Origin of the sequence: Kitasatospora sp. NPDC092948 (genome assembly GCF_044754805.1) — a bacterium.
Lineage (GTDB): Bacteria > Actinomycetota > Actinomycetes > Streptomycetales > Streptomycetaceae > Kitasatospora.
Window position 1 is genome coordinate 72,951 of record NZ_JBIVPU010000001.1, and the last position, 23,115, is coordinate 96,065.

The 23,115-nt window shown below is 74.3% G+C and carries 16 protein-coding genes; 13 read left to right on the forward strand and 3 right to left on the reverse strand.

Annotation, left to right across the window (positions count from 1 at the left end; all coding sequences use genetic code 11):
- Positions 1-5: 5 nt before the first annotated feature.
- The 5 genes from ACIQF6_RS00105 to ACIQF6_RS00125 are packed head-to-tail and all read left to right on the forward strand — an operon-like array spanning position 6 to position 9,796.
- A complete protein-coding gene (locus ACIQF6_RS00105) occupies positions 6-6,356 on the forward strand; it encodes a type I polyketide synthase (RefSeq protein WP_400888170.1) in 6,351 nt (2,116 codons plus the stop codon).
- A gap of 17 nt (positions 6,357-6,373) precedes the next feature.
- Positions 6,374-7,243 carry a 3-hydroxyacyl-CoA dehydrogenase family protein gene (locus ACIQF6_RS00110; protein WP_400888172.1) on the forward strand — a complete coding sequence of 290 codons (870 nt, stop codon included), beginning with the start codon at positions 6,374-6,376 and terminating at the stop codon, positions 7,241-7,243.
- Between the two features lie 27 nt (positions 7,244-7,270).
- The gene (locus ACIQF6_RS00115; RefSeq protein WP_400888174.1) at positions 7,271-7,552 is read left to right on the forward strand and encodes an acyl carrier protein; all 282 of its coding nucleotides are present in this window, start codon (positions 7,271-7,273) and stop codon (positions 7,550-7,552) included.
- Positions 7,545-8,660 (forward strand): acyl-CoA dehydrogenase family protein, encoded by a 1,116-nt coding sequence (locus ACIQF6_RS00120; protein WP_400888176.1) that lies wholly within the window; start codon positions 7,545-7,547, stop codon positions 8,658-8,660. Before ACIQF6_RS00115 ends, ACIQF6_RS00120 begins: the two co-directional genes overlap by 8 nt.
- A 35-nt stretch (positions 8,661-8,695) precedes the next feature.
- Complete coding sequence (locus tag ACIQF6_RS00125) at positions 8,696-9,796, forward strand: HAD-IIIC family phosphatase (protein ID WP_400888178.1); 1,101 nt, start codon at positions 8,696-8,698, stop codon at positions 9,794-9,796.
- A 59-nt stretch (positions 9,797-9,855) separates the two neighbouring features.
- On the opposite strand, the gene ACIQF6_RS00130 is transcribed toward ACIQF6_RS00125, so the two are convergent.
- Both ACIQF6_RS00130 and ACIQF6_RS00135 read right to left on the reverse strand, forming a co-directional pair.
- Positions 9,856-10,518 carry an O-methyltransferase gene (locus tag ACIQF6_RS00130; RefSeq protein ID WP_400888180.1) on the reverse strand — a complete coding sequence of 221 codons (663 nt, stop codon included), beginning with the start codon at positions 10,516-10,518 and terminating at the stop codon, positions 9,856-9,858.
- 87 nt (positions 10,519-10,605) lie between these two features.
- Positions 10,606-12,435, reverse strand: coding sequence for a BTAD domain-containing putative transcriptional regulator (locus ACIQF6_RS00135; protein WP_400890053.1), 1,830 nt, complete (start codon positions 12,433-12,435; stop codon positions 10,606-10,608).
- A 590-nt stretch (positions 12,436-13,025) separates the two neighbouring features.
- Between ACIQF6_RS00135 and ACIQF6_RS00140 the strand changes: the two genes are divergently transcribed.
- From ACIQF6_RS00140 to ACIQF6_RS00155, 4 genes are all read left to right on the forward strand, one after another.
- Positions 13,026-13,787, forward strand: a complete 762-nt coding sequence (locus ACIQF6_RS00140) for a thioesterase II family protein (protein ID WP_400888182.1) — start codon at positions 13,026-13,028, stop codon at positions 13,785-13,787.
- 32 nt (positions 13,788-13,819) lie between these two features.
- On the forward strand, positions 13,820-14,167 hold the full coding sequence (locus ACIQF6_RS00145) for a helix-turn-helix transcriptional regulator (protein ID WP_400888184.1): 348 nt from the start codon (positions 13,820-13,822) through the stop codon (positions 14,165-14,167).
- A gap of 243 nt (positions 14,168-14,410) precedes the next feature.
- Positions 14,411-15,373 (forward strand): ACP S-malonyltransferase, encoded by a 963-nt coding sequence (locus ACIQF6_RS00150; protein ID WP_400888185.1) that lies wholly within the window; start codon positions 14,411-14,413, stop codon positions 15,371-15,373.
- Positions 15,370-16,449: an arylcarboxylate reductase gene (locus tag ACIQF6_RS00155; protein ID WP_400888187.1), complete on the forward strand. Its 1,080-nt coding sequence runs from the start codon at positions 15,370-15,372 to the stop codon at positions 16,447-16,449. The genes ACIQF6_RS00150 and ACIQF6_RS00155 overlap by 4 nt, the downstream gene beginning before the upstream one ends.
- A 111-nt stretch (positions 16,450-16,560) precedes the next feature.
- On the opposite strand, the gene ACIQF6_RS00160 is transcribed toward ACIQF6_RS00155, so the two are convergent.
- Positions 16,561-18,306: an amidase gene (locus ACIQF6_RS00160; protein ID WP_400888189.1), complete on the reverse strand. Its 1,746-nt coding sequence runs from the start codon at positions 18,304-18,306 to the stop codon at positions 16,561-16,563.
- Between the two features lie 313 nt (positions 18,307-18,619).
- On the opposite strand from ACIQF6_RS00160, the gene ACIQF6_RS00165 reads away from it, so the two are divergent.
- From ACIQF6_RS00165 to ACIQF6_RS00180, 4 genes are all read left to right on the forward strand, one after another.
- On the forward strand, positions 18,620-19,249 hold the full coding sequence (locus ACIQF6_RS00165) for a TetR/AcrR family transcriptional regulator (protein WP_400888191.1): 630 nt from the start codon (positions 18,620-18,622) through the stop codon (positions 19,247-19,249).
- 351 nt (positions 19,250-19,600) lie between these two features.
- Positions 19,601-20,206 carry a hypothetical protein gene (locus ACIQF6_RS00170; protein ID WP_400888193.1) on the forward strand — a complete coding sequence of 202 codons (606 nt, stop codon included), beginning with the start codon at positions 19,601-19,603 and terminating at the stop codon, positions 20,204-20,206.
- 116 nt (positions 20,207-20,322) lie between these two features.
- Complete coding sequence (locus tag ACIQF6_RS00175; RefSeq protein ID WP_400888194.1) at positions 20,323-22,287, forward strand: FUSC family protein; 1,965 nt, start codon at positions 20,323-20,325, stop codon at positions 22,285-22,287.
- Positions 22,288-22,397: 110 nt separating this feature from the next.
- Complete coding sequence (locus tag ACIQF6_RS00180) at positions 22,398-22,901, forward strand: MarR family winged helix-turn-helix transcriptional regulator (protein ID WP_400888196.1); 504 nt, start codon at positions 22,398-22,400, stop codon at positions 22,899-22,901.
- Positions 22,902-23,115 lie beyond the last annotated feature (214 nt).

The window sequence follows — 23,115 nt, forward strand, 5'->3', positions numbered from 1 at the left end:
ACCCCATGCCCACCGACACGGACCAGGTGGTCGCCGCCCTGCGCGCCTCGCTGGTGGACAACCAGCGCCTGCGGCAGGAGAACCGGCGGCTCCGCGACGACTCCGCCGAGCCCATCGCCATCGTGGCGATGAGCTGCCGCTACCCCGGCGGCGTCCGCACCCCGGAAGACCTGTGGGAGCTGCTGGTCAAGGAACGCGACGCGGTCTCGCCGTTCCCCACCGACCGCGGCTGGGACGTCGAGGGCGGCTTCGACGCCGACCCCGACGCCCCCGGCACCTTCTACGTCCGGGAAGGCGGCTTCCTCCACGACGCGACCGGCTTCGACCCCGGTTTCTTCGGCATCTCGCCGCGCGAGGCGCTGGCCATGGACCCGCAGCAGCGGCTGCTGCTGGAAGCGTCCTGGGAGGCGGTGGAACGCGCGGGCATCGACCCGACGACCCTGCGCGGCAGCCGCACCGGCGTCTACACCGGAGTGATCTACAGCGAGTACGGGTCCCGGCTCGGCCGGGTGCCCGACGAGGTGGAAGGCTTCCTCGGCACCGGCACCATCCCCAGCGTCGCCTCGGGCCGGATCGCCTACACCCTGGGCCTCGAAGGCCCGGCGGTCACCCTGGACACCGCCTGCTCGTCCTCCCTGGTCGCCATCCACCTCGCCTGCCAGGGCCTGCGCTCCGGCGACACCACCCTCGCCCTGGCCGGCGGGGTGACCGTGATGTCCACCCCCGGCCTGTACGTCGGATTCAGCCGCCAGCGCGGCCTGGCACCCGACGGGCGCAGCAAGTCCTTCTCCGCCGCGGCGGACGGAGCCGGGTTCGGCGAGGGCCTGGGCCTGCTCCTGCTGGAACGGCTCTCGGACGCCCGGCGCGCGGGGCATCCCGTGCTGGCCGTCATCCGCGGCTCGGCCGTCAACCAGGACGGCGCCAGCAACGGGCTGACCGCCCCGAACGGGCCCGCGCAGCAGCGCGTCATCAACGGGGCGCTCGCCAAGGCCGGACTCGCCCCGTCCGAGGTGGACATGGTGGAGGCGCACGGCACCGGCACCGTCCTCGGCGACCCGATCGAGGCGCAGGCGCTGATGGCCACGTACGGGCAGGACCGGCCCGCCGGGCGGCCGTTGCGGCTGGGCTCGCTGAAGTCCAACCTGTCCCACACCCAGGCCGCGGCAGGCGTCGGCGGGGTGATCAAGTCGGTGCTGGCGATGAGGCACGGCGTGATGCCGCGCACCCTGCACGTCGACCGCCCCTCGACCCGCATCGACTGGACCGAGGGCGCCGTCTCCCTGCTCACCGAGGCCGCCCCCTGGCCGGAGACGGGACGTCCGCGCCGGGCCGGGGTGTCCTCCTTCGGCGCCAGCGGGACCAACGCCCACGTCATCCTCGAACAGGCGCCGGCCGCCCCGGCAGCTTCCGCGGACACGCTCGACAACGAGCCCGGGACACCGGAGACCGCACCCGCCGCCGTCCCCTGGATCCTGTCGGCGCGCACTCCGGACGCGCTGCGTGCCCAGGCGACGGCGCTGTACGAGCGGGTGGTGGCGGAACCGGGACTGAGCGTGCTGGACGTGGGCCAGTCGCTGGCGGCGGGGCGTTCGCGGTTCGCGGAGCGCGCGGTGGTGGTCGGGGCGGACCGGGACGAACTCCTGGCCGGTGTCGCCGCCCTGTCGCGCGGCGTGCGCGCGGCGGGCGTGACGGTCGGCGGCGGGCTGCTCCCGGGCCGTTCGGTGTTGGTGTTCCCGGGTCAGGGTTCGCAGTGGGTGGGGATGGCCGCCGAGTTGTTGGTCGGGTCGGAGGTTTTTGCGGGGCGGATGGCGGAGTGCGGTCGGGCTCTGGCGCCTTTTGTGGATTGGTCGTTGGGGGAGGCGCTGGGGTCGGAGGCGCTGTTGGCGCGGGTCGATGTGGTGCAGCCGGTGTTGTGGGCGGTGATGGTGTCGCTGGCGGAGGTGTGGCGTTCGTTCGGCGTCGTTCCGGACGCGGTGGTGGGCCATTCGCAGGGTGAGATCGCCGCGGCTGTGGTGGCGGGTGGTCTGAGCATCGACGACGGGGCGCGGGTCGTCGCGCTGCGTTCCCGCGCGGTGGCGGCGTTGACGGGCAGCGGGGGCATGGCCTCGGTGCCGCTGCCGGTGGAGGCGGCACGGGAGCGCCTCGCCCCGTGGGCGGGCCGGCTGTCGGTGGCGGCGGTGAACGGCCCGTCGTCGGTGGCGGTGGCGGGCGACGCGGACGCGGTCACGGCGCTGGTGGAGGAACTCCTGGAGGAAGGGGTGTGGGCGACCCGCATCGAAACCGACTACGCGTCGCACTCCGCGCACGTGGAGGAGCTCCGCGAGCGCCTGCTCTCCGACCTGGCCGGCATCACCCCCCGCTCGGGTGCGGTGCCGTACTACTCCAGCGTGACCGGCGGCCTGCTGGACACGAAGGCCCTGGACGCCGAGTACTGGTACCGCAACATCCGGCAGACCGTCGAGTTCGAGCGGGCGACCCGCGCGCTCCTCGCGGCCGGGCACCGCGTCTTCGTCGAGTCCAGCCCCCAGCCCGCCCTGATGTACGCGATCGAGGACACGGCCGCCGACGCGGGCGCCCCGGAGACGCTGGTGCTCGACACCCTGCGGCGCGGGGCCGGAGGACTCCGCCGGCTCCAACTCGCCCTCGCCGAGGCACACGTCCGGGGCCTGCGCATCGACTGGGAACGCCTGTTCGCGGGCACCGGCGCCCAGCGGGTGGACCTGCCCACCTACGCCTTCCAGCGACTCCGCTACTGGCTCGACGCCCTGCCGGCCGACCGCGACCAGGCGGCCGCCGGCCAGTCCGCCGCCGACCACCCGCTGCTCGGCGCCGCGGTCGACCTGCCCGACGACGCGGGCACCCTCTTCACCGGCCGGCTCTCCCTGGCCACCCACCCCTGGCTCGCCGACCACGCCGTGGCCGGAACCGTGATCCTCCCCGGCGCGGCCCTCGTGGAGCTGGCCGCGCACGTGGGCCGCCGCCTCGGCTGCGCCCTCGTGGAGGAACTGACCCTCGCCGCCCCGCTGCCGCTGCCCGACGACCAGGCCGTGCAACTGCGGATACGGGTGGGCGCCGACGACGGCACGGGGCGGCGCCCGGTGGAGTTCCACTCCCGGCCCGAGGCCGACCCCGGCGCCGCCGACCGGCCCTGGACCCGGCACGCGACCGGCACGGTCGGCCCCCGGGACCTCTCGGCCGACCTGGACGACCCGGCCGACCTGGCCGACCTGGCCGACCCGGCCGATCCGGACGACCCGGTCGGCACGTGGCCCCCGCCGGACGCGGTCCCGCTCGACGTGGACGAACTGTACGGGCTGCTCGAAGCCCGGGGCGTCGCCTACGGTCCGGCGTTCCGGGGCCTGCGCGCCGCCTGGCGCACCGCCGACGCGATCCACGCCGAAGTGGCCCGGCCCGACGGCCTCCCCGGCAGCGCAGCGGACGGCTTCGGCGTGCACCCGGCCCTGCTGGACGCAGCCCTCCAGACCACCGGCCTGCGCGAAGGCACCGCGACCGCGGAGCCCGCCGACGGCGTCCCCCTGCCGTTCTCCTGGCAGCGCGTCGCGATCGAGACCTCCGACGCGTCGGTCCTGCGCGTCCGGCTGCGCCCCGACGGCCCGGACGCCGTCGCCGCGCGGATCACCGACCCCTCGGGGCGCACCGTGGCGACGGTCGGTGCGCTCACCCTGCGCACGGCGTCCACCGCCGCCCTGCGGGTGCCCTCCGGCTCCCTCTTCCACGTCGGCTGGACGCCGGTCACCGCCGGGCCCGGCCCGCGCCCGGTCACCCGCTGGGGACTTCTCGGCCCGCGGGACGAGCGGCTGCTGCCGGCCGCCTTCCCCACCGAACCCCGGTCCGCGACACCCGACGCGCTGCTGCTGACCTGCCCGCCGTCGGCCGACACCGCGTCCGCCGACACCGCGTCCGGGGACGCGGACCTCGCGGCGGTGCACGCGGTCGCGTCCGAGGTCCTGGACCGCGTCCGGGCCCACCTGGCCGACGACACCGCCGCCCGGACGCCCCTGGTGGTGCTCACCCGGGGCGCGACCGGCCCGCTCGGCGCGCAGCCGGAGCCGGCGGACCTCGGCGCGGCGGCCGTCTGGGGCATGCTCAGGGCCGCTCAGCTCGAACACCCCGACCGGTTCGTGCTGCTGGACGTCGAAGGGCCGGACCCGGACGGTCTCGGCGACGCGCTCGCCGACCTCCTGGCGGCGGGCGAACCGCAGGCAGCCCTGCGCGGCGGCGTCCTGTACGCGCCCCGACTGATACGGCCGTCGGCCACTGCGGCCACCACCACCGCCACTGCGGAGACCGCCCCCGCGTCCGAGACCCGGCCGGCCGGCGCGTTCGGGCCGGCCGGGGGGACGGTCCTGCTGAGCGGCGGCGGCGCTCTCGCGGCCGTCCTGGCGCGCCATCTGGTCGCCGCGCACGGGGTGCGCCACCTGCTCGTGCTGAGCCGCCGCGGGGCCGACGCCCCCGGCATGGCGGAGCTGACGGCGGAGCTGGCCGGGGCCGGGGCCGAACTGACCGCTGTCGGCTGCGATGTGTCGGACCGTCAGGCCCTGGCCGCCGCCCTGGCGGCCATCCCCGAACACCGTCCGCTGTGCGCGGTGGTCCACACCGCCGGAGTGCTCGACGACGGTCTGTTGGACGGGCTGACGGGGGAGCGGATGACCGCCGTCCTGCGGCCCAAGCTCGACGCCGCCCGCCACCTCGACCGGCTGACCCGCGGGGCGGACCTCGCCGCGTTCGTCGTCTTCTCCTCCGCCGCGGGCGTGCTGGGCAGCCCCGGCCAGGCGTCCTACTCGGCCGCCAACGCCGCGCTCGACGCCCTCGCCGCGGAACGCCGACGCCTCGGCCTCCCCGGCCTGTCCCTGGCCTGGGGGCCCTGGGAGCGGGTGAGCGGAATGACGGCGGAACTCGGCGGCCCCGAACGGCGGCGGATCGACCGGCGCGGCGCCCGCGGCCTCTCCGACCAGGAGGCGATGGCCCTGCTGGACACCGTGTGCGCCGCGGACACCGCCGTGCCGGGGGATGGGAGTCCCGTCGTGCTGGCCCATCTCGACCTCACCGTGCGCGGCGACGGCCCGGTGCACCCGATGCTGCGCTCCCTGGTCCGGCGCAGCGCGACCGCGACCGGGGCGAAGGGGACGCCGACGGCCGCCGCAGCGCTGCGGCGCCGGCTCGACGCCGCCGCCGACGCAGCGGAACGCGAGCTGGTCCTGCGTGAACTCGTCCTGGCCGAGGCCGCCGAAGTCCTCGGCCACGCCGACTCCGGGGCGCTGTCCGCGACGGTGCCCTTCCTCTCCGTCGGATTCGACTCGTTGACCGCGGTCGAACTCCGCAACCGGCTGGCCGCCGCCACCGGACTGCGGCTGCGGCCCTCCGCCGTCTTCGACAGCGGCACCCCCGCCGCGCTCGCGGCGCGCCTCGCCGCCGAGGCCCGGGAGGAGGACACCCCCCGGCCCGGAGCGGCGCCCGCGACCGGCGCCGCCGTGTTCGGCGCCGACGTCGACCCGGTGAGCGTGCTGTTCCGCCAGGCCTGCGCACTCGGCCGGATCGACGAGGGCATCGCGCTGCTCAAGACCGCCTCCGCCCTGCGCCCGGCCTTCCGCAGCGGCAGCGACCTCGCGGCCGCCGGCGCCGGCCCGCGGCTGCTGCGCCTGAACGAGCGCGCCGACGCCCCCGTACTCGTCTGCTTCGGCTCCATCGTCGCGCTCGGCGGCGCCCACCAGTACGCCCGCTTCGCCGCCCGCTTCCGGGACCGTTACGCCGTCGCCGCCCTCGACGCCCCCGGGTTCGTCCCCGGGGAGGAACTGCCCGCCGACATGTCGGCCCTGCTGGACTTCCAGGCGGAGACACTGCTCCGGGAACTGCCCGGGCGGACGCTCGTGCTGGCCGGCTCCTCGTCCGGCGGCACGCTCGCCCACGGAGTGGCCGCCGCCCTGGAGCAGCGCGGCGAGGGCCCGGCGGCCGTGGTGCTGCTGGACACCTACCTCTCCGACAACCAGGGCATCACCCAGTTCAACGATGTCCTGCTGGGCGGCATGTTCGACCGCGAGGACCGGGCGGCCCCGATGGACGGGGCCCGGCTGACCGCGATGGGCGGCTACTTCCGGCTGCTCGACGACTGGAAGCCCCCGGCGGTCCGCGCCCCGCTGCTGCTGGTCCGCGCCTCCACCCCGCTCGGCCGCCCGTCCGCCGAAGCCGGTGACTGGCGCTCGACCTGGGCCGGCGCCGACACCGTCGTCGACGTCCCCGGAGACCACTTCTCGATCATGGAACAGCATGTCGCGACCACCGGCGACGCCGTCGCCGACTGGCTCGACAGCACCCTCCGCACCCCCGATGCCCGGTGAGAACGAAGGAGAACCCGTTGAGCACAGCCCCGTACGACGATTCGCCCCCGCGACCCGCCCTCACCGTGCTGGGAGCCGGGGTGATGGGCGTCGGAATCACCGTCCTCGCCCTCGGACACGGCCTGCCGGTCCACCTGGTCGACATCGACCGGGACCGGCTCGACCGGGCCGCGGACCTGATCGACGGCGAACTCCGGCTGGCCGAACTGATGGGCGCCCTGCCCGACGGGACGCCCCGCGGCGCGCTGGTCACCGGCACCTCGCTCAAGGCCGCCGCCGGAGCCACCGCCGTCGTCGAGGCCGTCACCGAGAACGCCGCGATCAAGACCGCCGTGCTGTCCGAGGTCTCCGGACTGGTCCGGCCCGGCACCCTGCTGATCACCAACACCTCCTCCATCCCCGTCGACGAACTGGCCGGGGCCCTGGAGCGGCCGGAGGAACTGGTCGGCACCCACTTCATGAACCCGCCCTACCTGATCGGAACCGCCGAGGTGGTCCGCGGCGCCAGGACCGGCGACGCCGCGATGGCCGCCGTGGCGGGCCTGCTCACGGCACTGCGGCGGCGGGCGGTGGTCGTCCGGGACGCACCCGGCTTCGTGACCAGCCGCATCCTGCACCCGATGATCAACGACGCGGCCCGGGTCGTGGAGGAGGGCACGGCGAGCGCCGAGGACGTCGACGCCCTGATGCAGGGCTGCCTGGGACACCCCACCGGCCCGCTGCGCACCGCGGACCTGATCGGCATCGACAACCTCGTCGACTCTCTCACCGTGCTCCACGAACGCACCGGCGACGACGGCTGCCGCCCCACCGAACTGCTGCTCCGACTGGTCCGCGAGGGCCGGCTGGGCCGCAAGTCCGGGCGCGGCTTCTACGACTACACCTGATCACCCCACCCCGACGAGGAGACAGCCATGACCGCAGCGAACACGCCCGACACCCACGACCTGGAGAAGGAACTGCTGGGATTCCTGGAAGGACGCACCGGAACCGCCTGGGACGCCGACACCGACCTGTTCGACGCCGGCGGCCTGTCGTCGCTCTTCGCCATGCAGGTGGTGGTGCACCTGGAGAAGACCTACGCCATCACCGTCCGCGGCGCGGACCTGCGGCTCGACAACTTCCGCACCGTCCGGCGGATGGCGGAACTGGTGGGCCGGCTCCGGGTGCCCGCCGCCGGGGGCCAGCATGGGTGACGACCTGAACAGCGCGATGACCGACGTCACCCTGCGGGTCGGCGACCTGGCGGCGGAGTGGGACCGGACCGGCCTCATCCCGCGGGACCTGCTCCGCGAACTGGGCGCCGAGGGCCGGCTGTGCGCCGAAGTCCCGGCGCAGTACGGCGGCTGGGGGCTCGGCAGCACGGACAGCGGCGCCTACACCGCCCACGTGGGAAGCCTGTGCAGTTCGCTGCGCAGCGTGATGACCTCCCAGGGCATGGCGGCCTGGACCATCCAGCGCCTGGGCACCGCCGAGCAGGCGGCCGCCCACCTCCCCCGGCTGACCGGCGGCGAACTGGCGGCGGTCGGCTTCAGCGAACCCGGCGCGGGCAGCGACCTCTCGGCGATGACGACGACCGTCCGCCGCGACGGCGACGAGGTCGTCGTCGACGGACACAAGAAGTGGGTGACCGCCGCCCACTACGCCGACCTGCTGGTGATCGTCGGCCGTCACGAGGACGGCGCGGTGGCCGTGGTGGTGCCCGCCGACGCGCCCGGCGTCCGGATCGAGCGGATCGCCGACCCGCTCGGCTGCCGCGCGGCCGGACACGCCGACGTCCACCTCGACGGGGTGCGGCTGCCGGCCGACAGCATCCTGGGCGGCCACCCGCTGCCGCCCACCCTGCTGGTGACGACCGCGCTGGCCTACGGGCGGATGTCCGTCGCCTGGGGGTGCGTGGGCATCCTGCGGGCCTGCCTGGCGGCGGCCACCGCGCACGCCGCCGGCCGGGAGCAGTTCGGCCGGCCGCTGGCGGAGCACCAGCTGGTCGCCGGACACCTCGCCGACCTCTACACGGCCGAGCAGGTGGCCTCCCGGGTCTGCGAGCACGCCAGCCGCTGCTGGGACGAAGGGTCGCCGGACCAGGTGGTGGCGACCGTGCTGGCCAAGCACGTCAGCGCGACCCAGGCCGCCCGGGCCGCGGCGACGGCCGTCCAGGTCCTGGCCTCGGCCGGCTCCCGGGACGGGCACGCGGTGGCCCGGGCGTACCGGGACACCAAGCTGATGGAGATCATCGAGGGCAGCAACGAGCTGTGCCGGCTGATGCTGGCACAGCACGCCCTCTCCGCCCCGGGGACGCCGTGAGCGCGCCCGCAGCCGACGCGACGAGGAAGGACGACATGGCTGAGACCGTCAAGTGCCTGGTCTGGGATCTGGACGGCACCCTCTGGCAGGGCACCCTGCTGGAGGACGGCGAGGTGCACCTGCCGGACGAGATCCGCAAGGTGGTGATCGAACTCGACTCCCGCGGCATCCTCCAGTCCGTCGCCAGCCGCAACGACCACGAGCACGCCTGGGCCCGGCTGGAGGCGCTCGGCGTGGCCGAGTACTTCGTCCTGCCGGAGATCGGGTGGGGCGCCAAGTCCGAGTCGGTGCGCCGGATCGCCGACCGGCTGAACTTCGCGCTCACGGCCATGGCCTTCGTCGACGACCGGCCCGCCGAACGCGCCGAAGTGGCCTTCCACCTGCCCGACGTGCGGTGCTACCCGGCCGAGCAGGTCCTCGACCTCCCCGGACTCGCCGAGTTCACCCCCGCGACCAGCACCGTCGACTCCCGGCGGCGCCGCCAGATGTACCAGGCGGGCTTCCTCCGCGAGGCCGAGCGGGCGGCCGCCCCCGGCCCCGACGAGGACTTCCTGCGCTCCCTGGACCTGCGGATGCGGATCGGCCGGGCCACCGGCGAGGAGCTGTCCCGGGTCGAGGAACTCACCCTGCGCACCAGCCAGATGAACGCGACCGGGGTCCACTACCCGGACGCGGTGCTGCGCGGCCTGATCACCGACCCCCGGCACGAGGTCCTGGTGGTCACCCTCACCGACCGGTTCGGCCCGCACGGCGCGGTCGGCGTCCTGCTGCTGGAGCGGCACCCGGGCCTGTGGCACCTCAAGCTGCTCGCCACCTCCTGCCGGGTCGTCGCCTACGGCGCGGGCGCGACCCTGCTGAACTGGCTGGCCGACGCCGCCGCCCGGTCCGGGGTCCACCTGGTCGCGGACTTCCGGGCGACCGAACGCAACCGGATGATGGAGATCGCCTACCGGTTCGCGGGCTTCGAGGGCCTGGACGAAGCCCCGTGCCCGTGCGCCGCCGTCCTCGAACCGGCCCCGGAGGACACCGGACTCCAGCGCCTGCACCTGGTTCCCGGCCCGCGCGTGGTGTCCACCGTCATGCACGTCGACGCACCCGACCTGAACGTGCCGGAAGGGGGCCCGGGAACGCCGTGACCGCTGCGGGGCCCGGCGCGCCCGGGCCCCGGGAGCGCCGGGCCCCGGCCCGCCCGCTCTCAGCGCTTGCGGACGAGCGTGATCCCGTCGGCCATCACCAGCAGCGACAACTCCACCCGGGGGTCCTCGTGCAGCAGCCGGTTCAGCGCCCGGACCCCGGCGGTATCCGGGTCCACGGCGGCCGGATCGGCGACCCGGCCGAAGAAGAGCGTGTTGTCGACCACGATCAGCCCGCCGGGGCGCAGCAGCGCCAGCGAACTCTCGTAGTAGCGGACGTAGTTGGTCTTGTCGGCGTCGATGAACACCAGGTCGAAGCTCTCCGGTCCGCGCTCCGCCAGCAGCCCGTCCAGGGTCGCGGCGGCATCGCCGATCCGCAGGTCGATCCGCGAGTCGACCCCGTCGCGCTTCCAGAAGTCGGCGCCGATGGCCGGCCACCGCTCCTCGATGTCGCAGGACACCAGCACCCCGTCGGCCGGGAGGGCGCGGGCCATGCACAGGGTGCTGTAGCCGGTGAAGGTGCCGATCTCCAGCACCGCCCGAGCCCCCGTCAACCCGACCAGCAGGGCCAGCAGTTGGCCCTCCTCCGCCATCACCTGCATGGCGGTCCCGCCGGGCAGGTCCGCGGTGGTCTCCCGCAGTTCCCTGAGCAGATCGTCGTCGCGGAGGGAGACCTCCCGGACGTAGGCGAGCAGGTCGCGGGTGGCTGCTGTCTGGTCGGCCATGGCGAGGGGTCCTCTCGGAGGGGATCGGGTCGAACAGGATCGGGTCGGACAGGATCGGGTCGAAGGGTGCCCGGGTTGCCGGGACGGTCACCCGGCGCGCATGTACGCGTGATCGTGCTGCGGCACGGCGACCGCCTGCGCCCGCTCGTGGGCGTAGGCCCGCAGCAGTGCGTCCAGCCGGTAGCGGCCTTCCGCTGGCGCGCCCAGCAGGTTCGCCTCGACCAGCGCGTCCAGGGCCTCCTCGGCCTGGTCCTCGGAGCAGCCGAGCATCACCGCGACCCTGCTGCTGGAGACCGACCACGCTCCGGCGGCCCCCAGCGCGGTGAACACCTCGGCCGGGTCGACCCCGGCCGGAGCCGTCCGCCGGAGCCCGGCGTGGTCGGCGTCGAGGCAGGGCCGGACGCCGAGGTCGCCCGCGCACAGTTCGTCGAGCAGCCGCGGGGCCTCCGTGAGCCGCTGGGCGAAGCGCCCGATGCTCCAGTGCGGGCGTTCCAGCAGCCGGGTCCCCGCGATCCGGATCGCCAGCGGCAGGCCCGCGCAGGCCGTCAGCACCGAACGGGCCGCCCGCGGTTCGGCGCCGAGCCTGGCCGGGCCGACGATGCCGCCCAGCAGTTCCAGCGACCCGGCCTCGTCCAGCGGGCCGAGCAGAACGGTGCGCGCCCCCTCCAGGTCGGCCAGCCGCCGTCGGCTGGTCACCAGCAGTCTGCTGCCCCCGCTGCCCGGTATCAGCGGCCGCACCTGTGCGGTGCTGGAGGCGTTGTCGAGCACCACCAGCAGGCGGCGGTCCGCGGTGAGCGAGCGGTAGAGGCTCTCCCGTTCCGACTCCTCCCCGGGTATCTCGTCCCGGGGCACCCCGAGGTCCGCCAGGAACCGCGGCAGCACCTCCCGGGCCGTCAGCGGCCGCGCGGCTCCGCCGAGATCCGCATAGAGCTGCCCGTGCACCGAGGAACCGCGTACGGCGTGCGCCGCGTGCAGGGCCAGTGCGCTCTTGCCGACACCGCCCCGGCCGGTCACCACGGTCGTCGCCACCGTGCCCGCGGGCATCGTGCCGGTCGTGAGCAGGTGCTGCAGCCGCGCCAGTGCGGCGGAGCGGGCCGACAGCGGCAGCGGCACCGAGGGAAGCTGCGCCGGACTCGGCCGGCCGGCCCGCTCCCAGGCGGCGGTCGGCCCCGGCGCGACGGCCGCCGCCGGGGCGGTCGCGGGCTGCTCCACCGGGTCGGGTGTCCGGGGTCGGTCGTGGGCCGAGAGGATGCGCCGGTGGACGTCGTGCAGCTCGGCGCCCGGTTCGGCGCCGAGCTGCTCGACGAGCAGCACCCGGGTGCGCCGGTAGAGGTCCAGGGCCTCCGACTGCCGTCCCGAGCGGAACAGCGCCAGCATCAGCTTGCCGACCAGGGCCTCCCGCAGGGGGTGCTTGCGCACCAGCCGCACCAGCTCCGGCACGACCTCGGCGTGCCGCAGCAGCGCCAGCTCGGTGTCGAACCGCAGCTCCATGGTCTGCAGGCGAAGCTCCTGGAGGTAGCGGCCCTCGACGTCGCGCAGCGTCTGCGACGGGATGTCCGCCAGCGGCTCCTCGCGCCACAGGGCGAGCGCCTCGGCCAGCTTGGCGGAGGAGCCCTCCAGGTCTCCGTGCTCGGCCAGCTCCGCCGCGCGCCGGCGGTGGGCCGTGAACTGTCCGAGATCGCTCTCGTGCTCGTCGAGTTCGAGGAGGTAGCCGGGCGCCCGGGTGAGGATCCGGGCGGAGGCCTTGCCCAACGACCGCCGCAGGCGCATCACATAGGTGCGGACGGTCGCGGCGGCACTCGGCGGCGGGGCGCCGTCCCAGACGTACTCGGCGATCCGGTCGACCGAGATGACCCGGTTGGCGTTGAGGAGGAGCGCCGCCATGACCACGCGCTGCCTCGGCGCCGACACGTGCACCTCACGTGCGTTCAACCGGACGGAAAGCGGGCCCAGCAGCAGGAAGTTCAACGGGAGACCTCTTCATCGCACGACCGGTGGGCAAGACGGCATCCAGCCTCTTGGGTGACCGTGTACGGGTCAACGCGGTCCTGTTGTGTCTAGATGTATTCCTAGAGTGCGGGTCTTGCGCTCACGCCGGGTTTACGCTGTGCGGCATCATCACGGCGGTCAGGGCCGGGCCCGCCCCGGCCCGCCGCTCGCCACGGCCCGCCGTCCGGCCGGACCGCCGCTGCCGGGCCGGGGCCGCGGGGCCGGGTCTGTAGGGGCCGGGTAAATCCCGCAACGTTCTCACCATTCACCGGAGAGATTGGCCGGAATTGAACCCGGACATGAGCGGCCGGATGCGATCCGATCCGTACTTGCTGACATTCCGGGCGGTATGGCAGGCTGTCATATGCGGTGTTCGTGACTCGCTCGCCGATCGCCGTCGACCGGGGCTCCCGTATTAGCGCGCATCAGACGGCTTGCCGGTGCGGACGATGTCCCAGGTGATCACCGCACCCCGCCCGTCGGCGCCGCGCGGATTTCGAAGGGAATGAAAGGCCGACATGACCTCCCTCTCTTTAGGCAGCGACCTGTGGTGCCGTCGCTTCCATCCCTCGCCGACGGCCACGCGCCGGCTGGTCTGCTTTCCGCACGCCGGAGGCTCGGCGAGTTTCTACTTCCCGGTGTCCGCCGCACTGTGCGGCCCGGTCGACCTCCTGGCCGTGCAGTACCCCGGCAGGCAGGACCGCCGGAAGGAAGCCGGGGTCCAGGACCTGCACCGCACGGCCGACGACGTGGCCGAAGCGCTGCGCCGCTGGGACGACCTTCCCCTGACTCTCTTCGGGCACAGCATGGGCGCGCTCGTCGCTTTCGAGGTGGCCCGGCGGATCGAGCGCGCGGGCGGCCGGATCGACCACCTCTTCGTCTCCGGCCGCAAGGGGCCGTCCACGGACCGGCCCGAGCACTCCGTCCCGGTCGACGACGCGGGCCTCGTGGCCGAGGCCAAGGCGATGGGCGGCACCGACGCCCGGTTCCTGGAGGACGAGGAACTGCTGCAGATGGTGCTGCCCGCGCTGCGCGGCGACTACCGGGCGCTGGGGGCCTACCGGGCCGACCGCGACGCCGCGGTCAGCTGCCCGGTCACCGCGGTGGTGGGGGACCAGGACCCGTGGACGCCGGTCCCCGAGGCCGGGAACTGGCGCGACCGCACGACGGGCGCCTTCGACCTCAAGGTCTTCCCCGGCGGGCACTTCTACCTCAGCAGCCGGGCGGACGAGGTGACCGCGATGCTCCGCGACCATCTCGCCGGCACGCTGCGGACCTGACAGCACGGACGACAAGGAGGGGGGACGGAGAAGTGGCACTGTCGGCGACCACTGAGGAGATCAAGCCCGTGCGGCGGCCGCTGCGGTCCGGGTCCGCCACGCGTCCGGCGGGCGGGGGCCCGGCCGGCGACGCGGGCGTCCGGCGGCTGACCGCCGTGGACGTCCGGATACTGGAGGGCGTCGCGGTCGGCATCTCGACCGCCCGGCTGGCGGCATCGCTCTATCTGAGCCCGCAGGGCATCGAGTACCGCATCGGGCTGATGATGCGCCGTTTCCAGGCCGCGAACCGGCCCGCTCTGGTCTCCCGGGCGCATTCCCTCGGTGTGCTGAGCGTCGGGACGTGGCCACCTCGTGTTCTCCCGGAATTCCTTGAGTCCTAGAAGAGGGCGGGGCGGAAAAATTCCATTCCCGGGACGGGAATGCGTTCCGTCGGTATGCTGGACCCCATTTTCCCAGACCCGGATATCGTATAGATAGCGTGCCGCGCGACGAGTTCCCGAACGTCTGGTCGAACGCCCGATTCTGCGGCATTGTGCTGTCGGGCCCACTTCTGCTGCACCACGCCCGGGCCGCACCACTGTCCCCTCCTTTCACACTGATCACACTGATTCACAGGAGTAGTCATGAGTTTGGGGTACCTGTTCGGCGGCGGCGTCGGGACCGAGCCGCACGGCCTGGAGCTCTACCGGACCTACGAGGTCGTGCAGAGCTGGTACGAACAGGTCTCCGCGTGGACCGGGCTGACGGTCGGACAGATCCTGGAGGAGGACCTCCCGACCGCCCAGGAGGAGCGCCAGAGCGTCGGCACGGTCCGCGAAGCCGCCCTCGCGATCGGCGTGCACGACGTCCTCGCCTCGTTCAACCTGCGCCCCGCGGCCATCGGCGGCCTCAGCCTCGGCGCGATGACCGCCAGTTGCCTCGCCGGATCGCTCGGGCGACGGGAACTGTTCGAGATGCTCGCCGCCTCCCGCGACACCCCGGAACCGTCCGCCGACGACCCGCAGCAGGGCATAGCCATCGCCTTCTCCGCCCTTGACGGCGGCGCCCCCTCCTACCCCGGCGAGAACCTGCCCGGCATCCACCTGGCGGGAGACTTCGGCCCCACGGCCGACGGCACCCGGCGCATCATCATGCTCGCCGGCCACGCCGAAGCACTCGGCGCGCTCGCCGCCGAAGTCCCGCCGGGAACGGTCGTACCGCTCCCCGGGCGCACCATCGCCGTCCACACCCCGCTGCGCCGGCCCTACCGGGACTTCATGGCCCCGCGGATCGACGCGATCCCCTTCGCCGCCCCCGGGATCCCCCTGCTGTCCTGCCTGGAGCGCAAGGTCCTGCGCACCGCGGCCGACGTCAGGGACCTCTTCCAGCGCAACTCCACGGACCCGATCAGCCTGGTCGACGTCTACACCGGGATGCAGGAGCAGGGCGTCCAACTCGGGCTGGTGATGGGCCCGTCGATCCCCGAGGGCATCCTCGCGTTCCCCTTCCCGGTGGTGCACATCGAGCGGCCCGAGCACATCGAGCAGGCCCTGACCACCGCCTACGACCTCGGCATCGACCTCTCCGGCACCCCGGTCCTGTCGTGACCGCCGCCACCCGCGCCGACCCGGACGCCCAGATCGCGCGCTGGCTCGACACCGACCTCGACGAGTGGACCCGCAGCGTGGTCCGACGGCACTTCGACCCGGTGTCCGGAAGCCCCTACTGGCTCCGGCAGGCCCCCCTGCTGGACTTCGACCCCCGCGACATCACCCGCTACGACCAGCTCGGCGCCTTCGGCCCGTTCCCGCTCGACCGGCTGCGCGTGGAGGACCCTGCGGACCTGGTGCCGCTGTCGGTGCCCAGGCCGCTCGCCGGACGGGTCTGGGACAGCGGCGGCACCACCGGCACCCCCTGCCGGGCGTTCTACACCCCCGACATGCTGCGGCACCGGGCGCTCTGGCGCCGCTGGTCCTTCGTCAGGGAAGGCTTCGTGCCCGGCCGCACCTGGCTGCAGGCCACCCCCACCGGACCGCACCTGATCGGGAACGGCGTCCACGAGGTCTCCGCGTTCCACGCCGGCCAGGTGTACGCCGTGGACATGGACCCCCGGTGGGTGAAGCGCCTCATCCGGGCGGGCCGCATGGCCGAGGTCGACGACTACACCACCCACCTGCTGGAGCAGATCACCGACGTCCTCAAGCAGGGCCGGGTCCACTACGTCAACACCACCCCGGCCCTGTTCCAGGCCCTGCGCCGACAACGGCCCGAACTGGTCGCCGCCCTCGACGGCGTACGCCTGAGCGGCACCCAGATCAGCGGCGACATGTACCGGACCTTCACCACCGCCCTGCAGGGCGGGATCTGCGGACTGACCTACGGCAACACCTTCGGCAACGCGGCCCTGCTGGACATCGAGCGGGACGGCGACCTGATCAGCTACGTCCCGAACTATCCGCAGGTCACCATGGCGGTGGTCGACAAGGGCGACCGCTCGACCCCGGTCGCCCCCGGCACGGTCGGACAGGTACGGCTCACCGTCCTGCACGAGGACCTCTTCCTCCCCAACATCCTGGAACGCGACCAGGCCCTCCGTCACCCGACCGCCCACTGGCCCACCGACGGCGTCGCCAACGTCCGGCCCCTCCAGACCACCAACTCGTCCCCCGAGGGCCTCTACTGAACGATCCGGGCTGCCCGCGAGGGCGACCGGCTCCTGCCTCCCGTCGCGCTCTGCGACCGGAGGCAGGAGCCGGTTCGCGCAGGTCCGCCGAACCGGAGGTGACCGAGGGGGTCACCGCTCCCGCGCGGCCGGGAGGCGCGGGGTGCGGGGCGGTTCGGTGCGGCGGCGCCCGGTCGTCTCGAAGGCGGCGGCGAGCCGGAGCAGGGCGGTGTCGTCGTAGGCGCGGCCGGCGAAGGTGAGCCCGACCGGCATGCCGGTGTCGGACATGGCGCCCATCGGGACGGTCACCGTGGGTATCCCGAGGTGGCGCGGCACGAGGTTGCCGTTGGCGACCCACACGCCGTTGCGCCAGCCCAGGTCGGCGGAGGCCTCGTTCACGTCCATGTCCGCCGGGCCGACGTCGGCGACCGCGGGGAAGACCACGGCGTGCAGGCCGAGTTCGTCCATCCACTGCTCCAGGTCGATCCGGCGGGTCTCCTCCAGGCCGCGCAGCCCCTGTTCGAGGTGCGGGATCTCGGTGACCGACGCGTACGGGCGGTCGCGCACCAGCCGCGGGTAGTCGGCGATCACGTCGTCGAAACCGGCGTAGCGGTCCGGCAGTTCGCCCGGGTGCTTGGGCCAGATGCTGGCGCCGTCGACCTCGGCGAGGGAGGGGAGCGCCGGGTCCGCGTTGGCCCGCAGGAAGTCGTCCCAGGCCCAGGCCGACAGGTCGAGGATCTCGTGGGCGAGGAACTCGCGGCCGACGAGGCCGCGGGTGAGGACGGAGGGCGCTCCGGGGCGGTCGGCCTCGTAGTTGGTCACCACGGGGAAGTCGACCTCGACGACCTCGGCGCCGGCGGCCTCCAGATCATGGCGGGCGGCCTGCCAGAGGGCGAGGACCGAGGCGCGGGTGTCGATCCGCTGCCCGGTCTGGCCGCCGATGCCGCCGTCGGGGTCGGTCCCGGCGTCGGGGTCGGCGTTGATGTACATCCGGGGCACGCCGACGCGCCTGCCGGCGAGCGTCGCGCGTGCCGCTGCCGCGTCCGCGGGGGCCAGGTCCGGGTAGGAGGCCGGACGGACCTGGGACGGTGCGGGCAACTGCACCCAGGGCTGGGTGCGCCACAGGTCGCCGCGGGTGTCCGGGTCGTCGGCGACGACGACGTCGAGCAGTTCGAGGAGGTCGGCCATGGTGCGGGTGTGCGGGACCACGACGTCCATGGTCGGGACGAGCGGCCAGTTGCCGCGCACCGAGATGACGCCCCGGCTGGGGGTGTACGCGCACAGGGCGTTGTTGGAGGCGGGGGCCCGCCCGGAGGACCAGGTCTCCTCGCCGAGGCCGAACGCGCCGAACGACGCCGCCGTGGCGGTGCCGGAGCCGTTGGAGGAGCCGGAGCCGTAGGCACTGGTGAGCCAGTCGGCGCTGTACGGGCTCTCGGCGCGGCCGTACACGCCGCGCTGCATGCCGCCGTTGGCCATCGGCGGCATGTTGGTCAGGCCGATCAGGACGGCCCCGCCGGCGCGCAGGCGCTCGATGGCGAAGGCGTCGCGCCGGGCGACGAGGTGCTCGAAGGCCGGCGAGCCGGCGGCGGCGGTGAGGCCCTTCGCGAGGTAGCTGTCCTTGGCGGTGTAGGGGATGCCGTCGAGCGGGCCGAGGCTCTCGCCGCGCGCGCGGCGGGCGTCGGAGGCTTCGGCGTCGGCGCGGGCGTCCGGGTTCATCACGACGAGCGAGTTGAGCGCCGTGGCGGTGCCGGGCCGGTCGTAGGCGTCGATCCGGGCGAGGTAGGCGTCGAGCAGGCCGACCGCGGTGGTCTCGCCGTTCTCCAACGCCGCGCGCAGCGCGGCGATGCCGGTCTCGACGACGTCGAATGCGGGTGTCATACGGGTGTCTCCAGGGTGGTTTCGGTCGAACGGCCCGAGACGTCGGGCCTCGAACGTGCGGCGCTCGGCCGCCGGTGGAACGCGCCCCCGTCCGGGACGGGGCCGCGGCGTCACCCGTCCCGGCCGCGCGGGACGGCGCCGACTACCGGACGGCGGGAGCGAGTTCGTCGGTGTGCGGGTGCTCCCGGTCGGCGTCGGTCGGGGTGTTCTCGGCCACGGGCTGAGCCTTCCAGATAAAACTAACTTTGTTAGCAAATGCTGCTGGTCTGGCACCATAGCTCCCGGAAGCGGGGAGCGGAAGAGGGGACTTTCGGTGGGCCGACCGAGCAAGGCACTGCTGACCGGCGAACGGATCGCGCTCGCCGCGCTCCAGGTGGTGGACGAGGAAGGCGCCGACGGCCTCACCATGCGCGCGCTGGCGGAGCGGCTCGGAGTCAAGGCGGCGTCGCTCTACAACCACATCCAGAGCAAGGAGGCACTGGTCGACACGGTGTCCGCGCTGGTCAACGACGAGATCGACCACACGCCGCTGGGCGATCCCGACTGGCGGGCCGGCCTCGCGGCGTACGCTCGCGGCTACCGCGCGGTCTTCCTGCGGCACCCGAACGCCGTCACTCTGCTCGCCCGCCGCCGCGTCGAAGCGGCCAGCGCGCTGCGCGGCTACGACGCCCTGCTCGCCCTCCTCTGCCGGGCCGGCCTCGCTCCCGCGGACGCGGCGGAGGTCGCCGCGGCACTGGACTACCTGGTGCTCGGCTCCGCGATGGAGACCTTCGCGGCCAGCTTCACCCGGGCTCCGGCCGCGTACCGGCCGGAGTACCCGGCGCTCGCGGACGCCCTGGACGGCTCCTTCGCCCGTGGCGGCGGCGCGACCGGCCTCGACGACCGCGGGTTCGAACTGGGGCTCCAGCTGCTGCTCGACGGCGTGGAACGCCGGACGGCGTAGGGCCGCGGGCGGGGTGTCGCGCTCCCGGGGAGGCCCCCGCTCCGGACCGCCCCGCAGGCGCGAATCCTGGCGGGCCGAGCATGCGGAACCGCAGTCCGGGGGCTGCGGCGACCTCCGCCGCGGTGCGCCCCGCCGATGGTCGGTGCCCAGGTCGACCGGTACGCAAGGGGGCGGCGTGATGAGCCCGAAGGCCCTCTGCGGCACCGGACTTGGACGACCCCGCGGCCGGTTCGGGTGCGCGGGGAGGCGCCCCGCCGACGGCGCCGTCGGCGCGCGGCCTCGACTCACCGACTGCGGACGGATGAAAGCCCCCGGCCCCGGCCCTCGGCACGGGCGGTGAACAATGGGGCCGTGCTGGAGTTTCTGCCGGGAATCGGTGTAGCCCTGCCCGCCGGGGCCGGGACGCTCAGGTTCGGGATGGCTCCCGACGAGGTCCGCGCGCTGCTGGCGGCAGCAACCGGGGTCCACCAGGGACGGCAGTGCATGTCACTGACGCGCGCCGACTACCCCGAACTCCGCCACGCCCACGATGCGTGGCTCTCCGGTGTGCTCTTCGACCCCGCGTGGACCACCGTCGCCACCTTCGGCGACGTCGTCCTGACCGTCGCGGGCGGCGGACCCGGCCGCCCGGACCGCCTCGCCCGCATCGGCCTGGGCCTCGATCGCTCCGAGGGCGTGTCCGCGACTCCTGTGGTGTGGGACGGCGTCGACCTGTTCGGGCACCCGGCCCAGGACGTGGTGTCCGTGCTGCCGGGGCCCGCTCGCCCGCCCGCCCGGTCGCTCCCGGACGTGACGGTGGAGCCGCTGGGGCTGCGGCTCCACCGGCCGCCGTCGGCGGCCGGCGACCACTGGTCCCAACTGGTCCTGTTCGGAGCGCCCGACGGGTGGGAGCCGTGCTGCACGGGCACCTTCGAGTGCGCCGAGGGCGGGGACGCCCTGGTGGGGATCTTCCGGTAGCAGGAGCCGCCAGCGCGACGTGTGCGGCACGAGCACCGGATGCCGGGTGGCCCCCGGGGGAGCGGGACGAGCCGGCGGAAATGTTTTATGAGTAAATCACCTGTTAAGCTTTTTGAATGCTCGAACAGTCCCGGCCCGCCCCGCACGTCCGCCGCATCCCGCTGCCGCCGCTGCGACAGGTCCTGAGACTGGGCGCCCCGGCGGACATCTGGCACAAGCCCGCCCTCAGCGCCGTCGTCGCCGCGGGGGCCGTGAACCTCACCCTGCTCGCGCTCGGCCGGCTCGACCTCGCGCTCTACACGATGGCGGGCTGCCTGTGCGCGCTCTACGGCCACGGGATGCCGTACCCCGCTCGCGCCCGCACCGTCGCGGCTGTGGCCGCCGGCACCGTGCTCAGCACGGCTGTCGCGCTCACGGCCGCCTCGCTCACGCAGTCCGTCGCCGTCCTGGTCGCGGTCTGCGCCGTCCTCGCCGCACTCCACAAGCTCGCCTGCGAGGCGGGCCGGGTCGGCCCGCCCGGCGCCCTCATCGTGACCTTCACCAGCACCACCTGCGCCTTCGTCCCGCAGCGCCTCGCCGAGGTGCCCGCACACCTGGCGCTCACCGCCCTCGGCGCCGCCGTGGCCTGGCTGGTCTGCATGGCCCCGGCCCTGGTCCGGCCCTTCGGACCCGAGAGGATCCTGACGGCACGCGCCCTCGAAGCCGCCGCCCGCCTCCTGTCCGGCCAACCCGACCGGCGCCCCGCCGACCGTACGGCGCTCGCCGCCGCCGTCAACGCCGCACGCCACGCCCTCGCGCCGGACTCGGCGCTCGCCGCCTCCGCGCCACGCCGCCAGGCCGTGGCCGGCCTGGAACGTCTGCTCGTCCGCAGCGAGTCCGCCCTGGCCCCGACACCGGCACACCACGACACCGACGCCGACACCGCCAGGCGGTACCGGCGCTGGGCCCGCGACCTGCGGCGCAACCGGCCGCTGCCCGCCGTCGAACTCACCGCCGCCGAAGCCGCCGAACTGCGCGCCGCCGCCGAAGCGACCGCGACGGCCGCACGCCCGCCGTCGCGGTGGCACGCGCTGCGCCCCGGCTCGCCGCTGCCGCCGATCGCCCTGCGGGTCGCGCTCGGCTGCGCGGCCGCCGGGTGGGCGTCGATGGCGCTCGGCGTCGGACGGCCCGGCTGGGCGGTGGTCACCGCCGCCTCGATCTACCAGGCGAGCGCCGGCCTGTCCTGGCAACGCGCACTCCAGCGCGTGCTCGGCAACCTGCTCGGACTGCTGGTGTTCACCGCCCTGCTGCCCGTCTCCAGAACGGGACAGCTTGCCCTGGTGCTGATCGCGCTGGCCTGCAACTTCGCGACCGAAGCGACGATCGCCCGCAACTACTGGCTGGCAAGCGGCTTCGTGACGCCGATGGCCCTGCTGATGACCGAGTTCGCCCACTACCAGGACGCCCGGACCATGGTGACCGACCGCTGGCTGGACACCTGCCTCGGTGCCGTCTTCGGCCTCGCCGCCTGCCTGGTGGTCACCAACCGCCGCACCGGCGCCCGCCTCGACCGCGCCCTCACCGCACTCCTGGCGGCCACCGAATCGGCCCGCACCGCCGACTCGGCCCGCACCGCCGACTCGGCCCGTGCCGCCGACTCGGCCCGCGCCGCCGTTGCGGGCGCACCGACCGCCGTTGCCGGCGCGCCGACTGCCGTGGCACCGACTGCCCTCGCGTCGACTGCCCTCGCACCGACTGCCGTTGCCCTCGCGCCGACCGCTGTCGCGTCCCGCGACGCCGTTACCGGCGCGCCGACCGTCGTGGCACCGACCGCCGACGCACCGACTGCCGTGGCCGACGCGCCGACCGCTGTCGCGCCCCGCGACGCCGTTGTCGACGCGCCCACCGCCGTCGCGGCCCGTCGCCGGCTCTCCCACGCACTCGTGGAACTGCGCGAGGCCACCGACATCGCCGCCGGCGAGTGGTGGCAGAGTGCCCTGCCTCAGCTCCGGATTGCCCAGGCCGAGCGCGAAGGCCACGGGCAACTGGCCGCCATGCTCGACCGCCGCACGGGCTACGAGCCGTCCGTGGTCTGCCCCTAGGATCGAAGCCCGGCCACCGGACCCGCCGCACCCGCGTGGCAGGCCGCCCCGGCACCGAGCACCGCGTTCGGGCGGCGACCGCCCGCAGCGGCAGAGATGGAGCACCGTCAGTGGAGGACGCCGTCGCGGGCGTGCTGCGCCAGTGGCACCAGGCCTACCCCGACCTGGACCCCGAACCGATCGCCGTGCTCGGCCGGATCAACCGCATCGCCGCCCTCCTGCAGCAGGGCCGAACCGGCCCACTGCCCCACGAAGGCCTCACCCGATCCGAGTTCGACATCCTCGGGGCCCTGCGCCGTACCGACCGTGAGCTGACGCCCTCCCAGCTCGCCCGGGAGACCTTCGCCTCCGGTGCCGCGGTCACCAAGCGGCTGCGGCAACTTGAGGAACGCGGCCTGATCGCCCGCCGCGCCGACGACCGCGACCGCCGCGTCTCCCACCTCTCCCTCACCGCCACGGGAACCGACCTGGTCGACCGGGTCTACCCCGACCTCCTCGCCTACGACCGGACCCTGCTCTCCGGCCTGACCCCCGCCGAACGCGAAGGCCTGTCCAGGGACCTCGGCCGCCTGCTGCTCGTCCTGGAGGGCAGCAGCGGCAGCACCCAGCCCTGACACCGCCACTGACGCTGCGCAACACGCCCGTCCGAATCCCGAACCCGGAACCCGGAACAGGCGTGCGGCGCTGTGCTTTTCCGCACCCCCGGTGAGGAGATCGCCTCCCACCACCGGGTCGCTGCGGCCACCGTCGACCGGCTGAACTCCTGCGCTGCGAGATCCGTGACCGGGCCCGCCGCCGAGAAGTCGAGTCTCCGGTGGCGCCGGACAC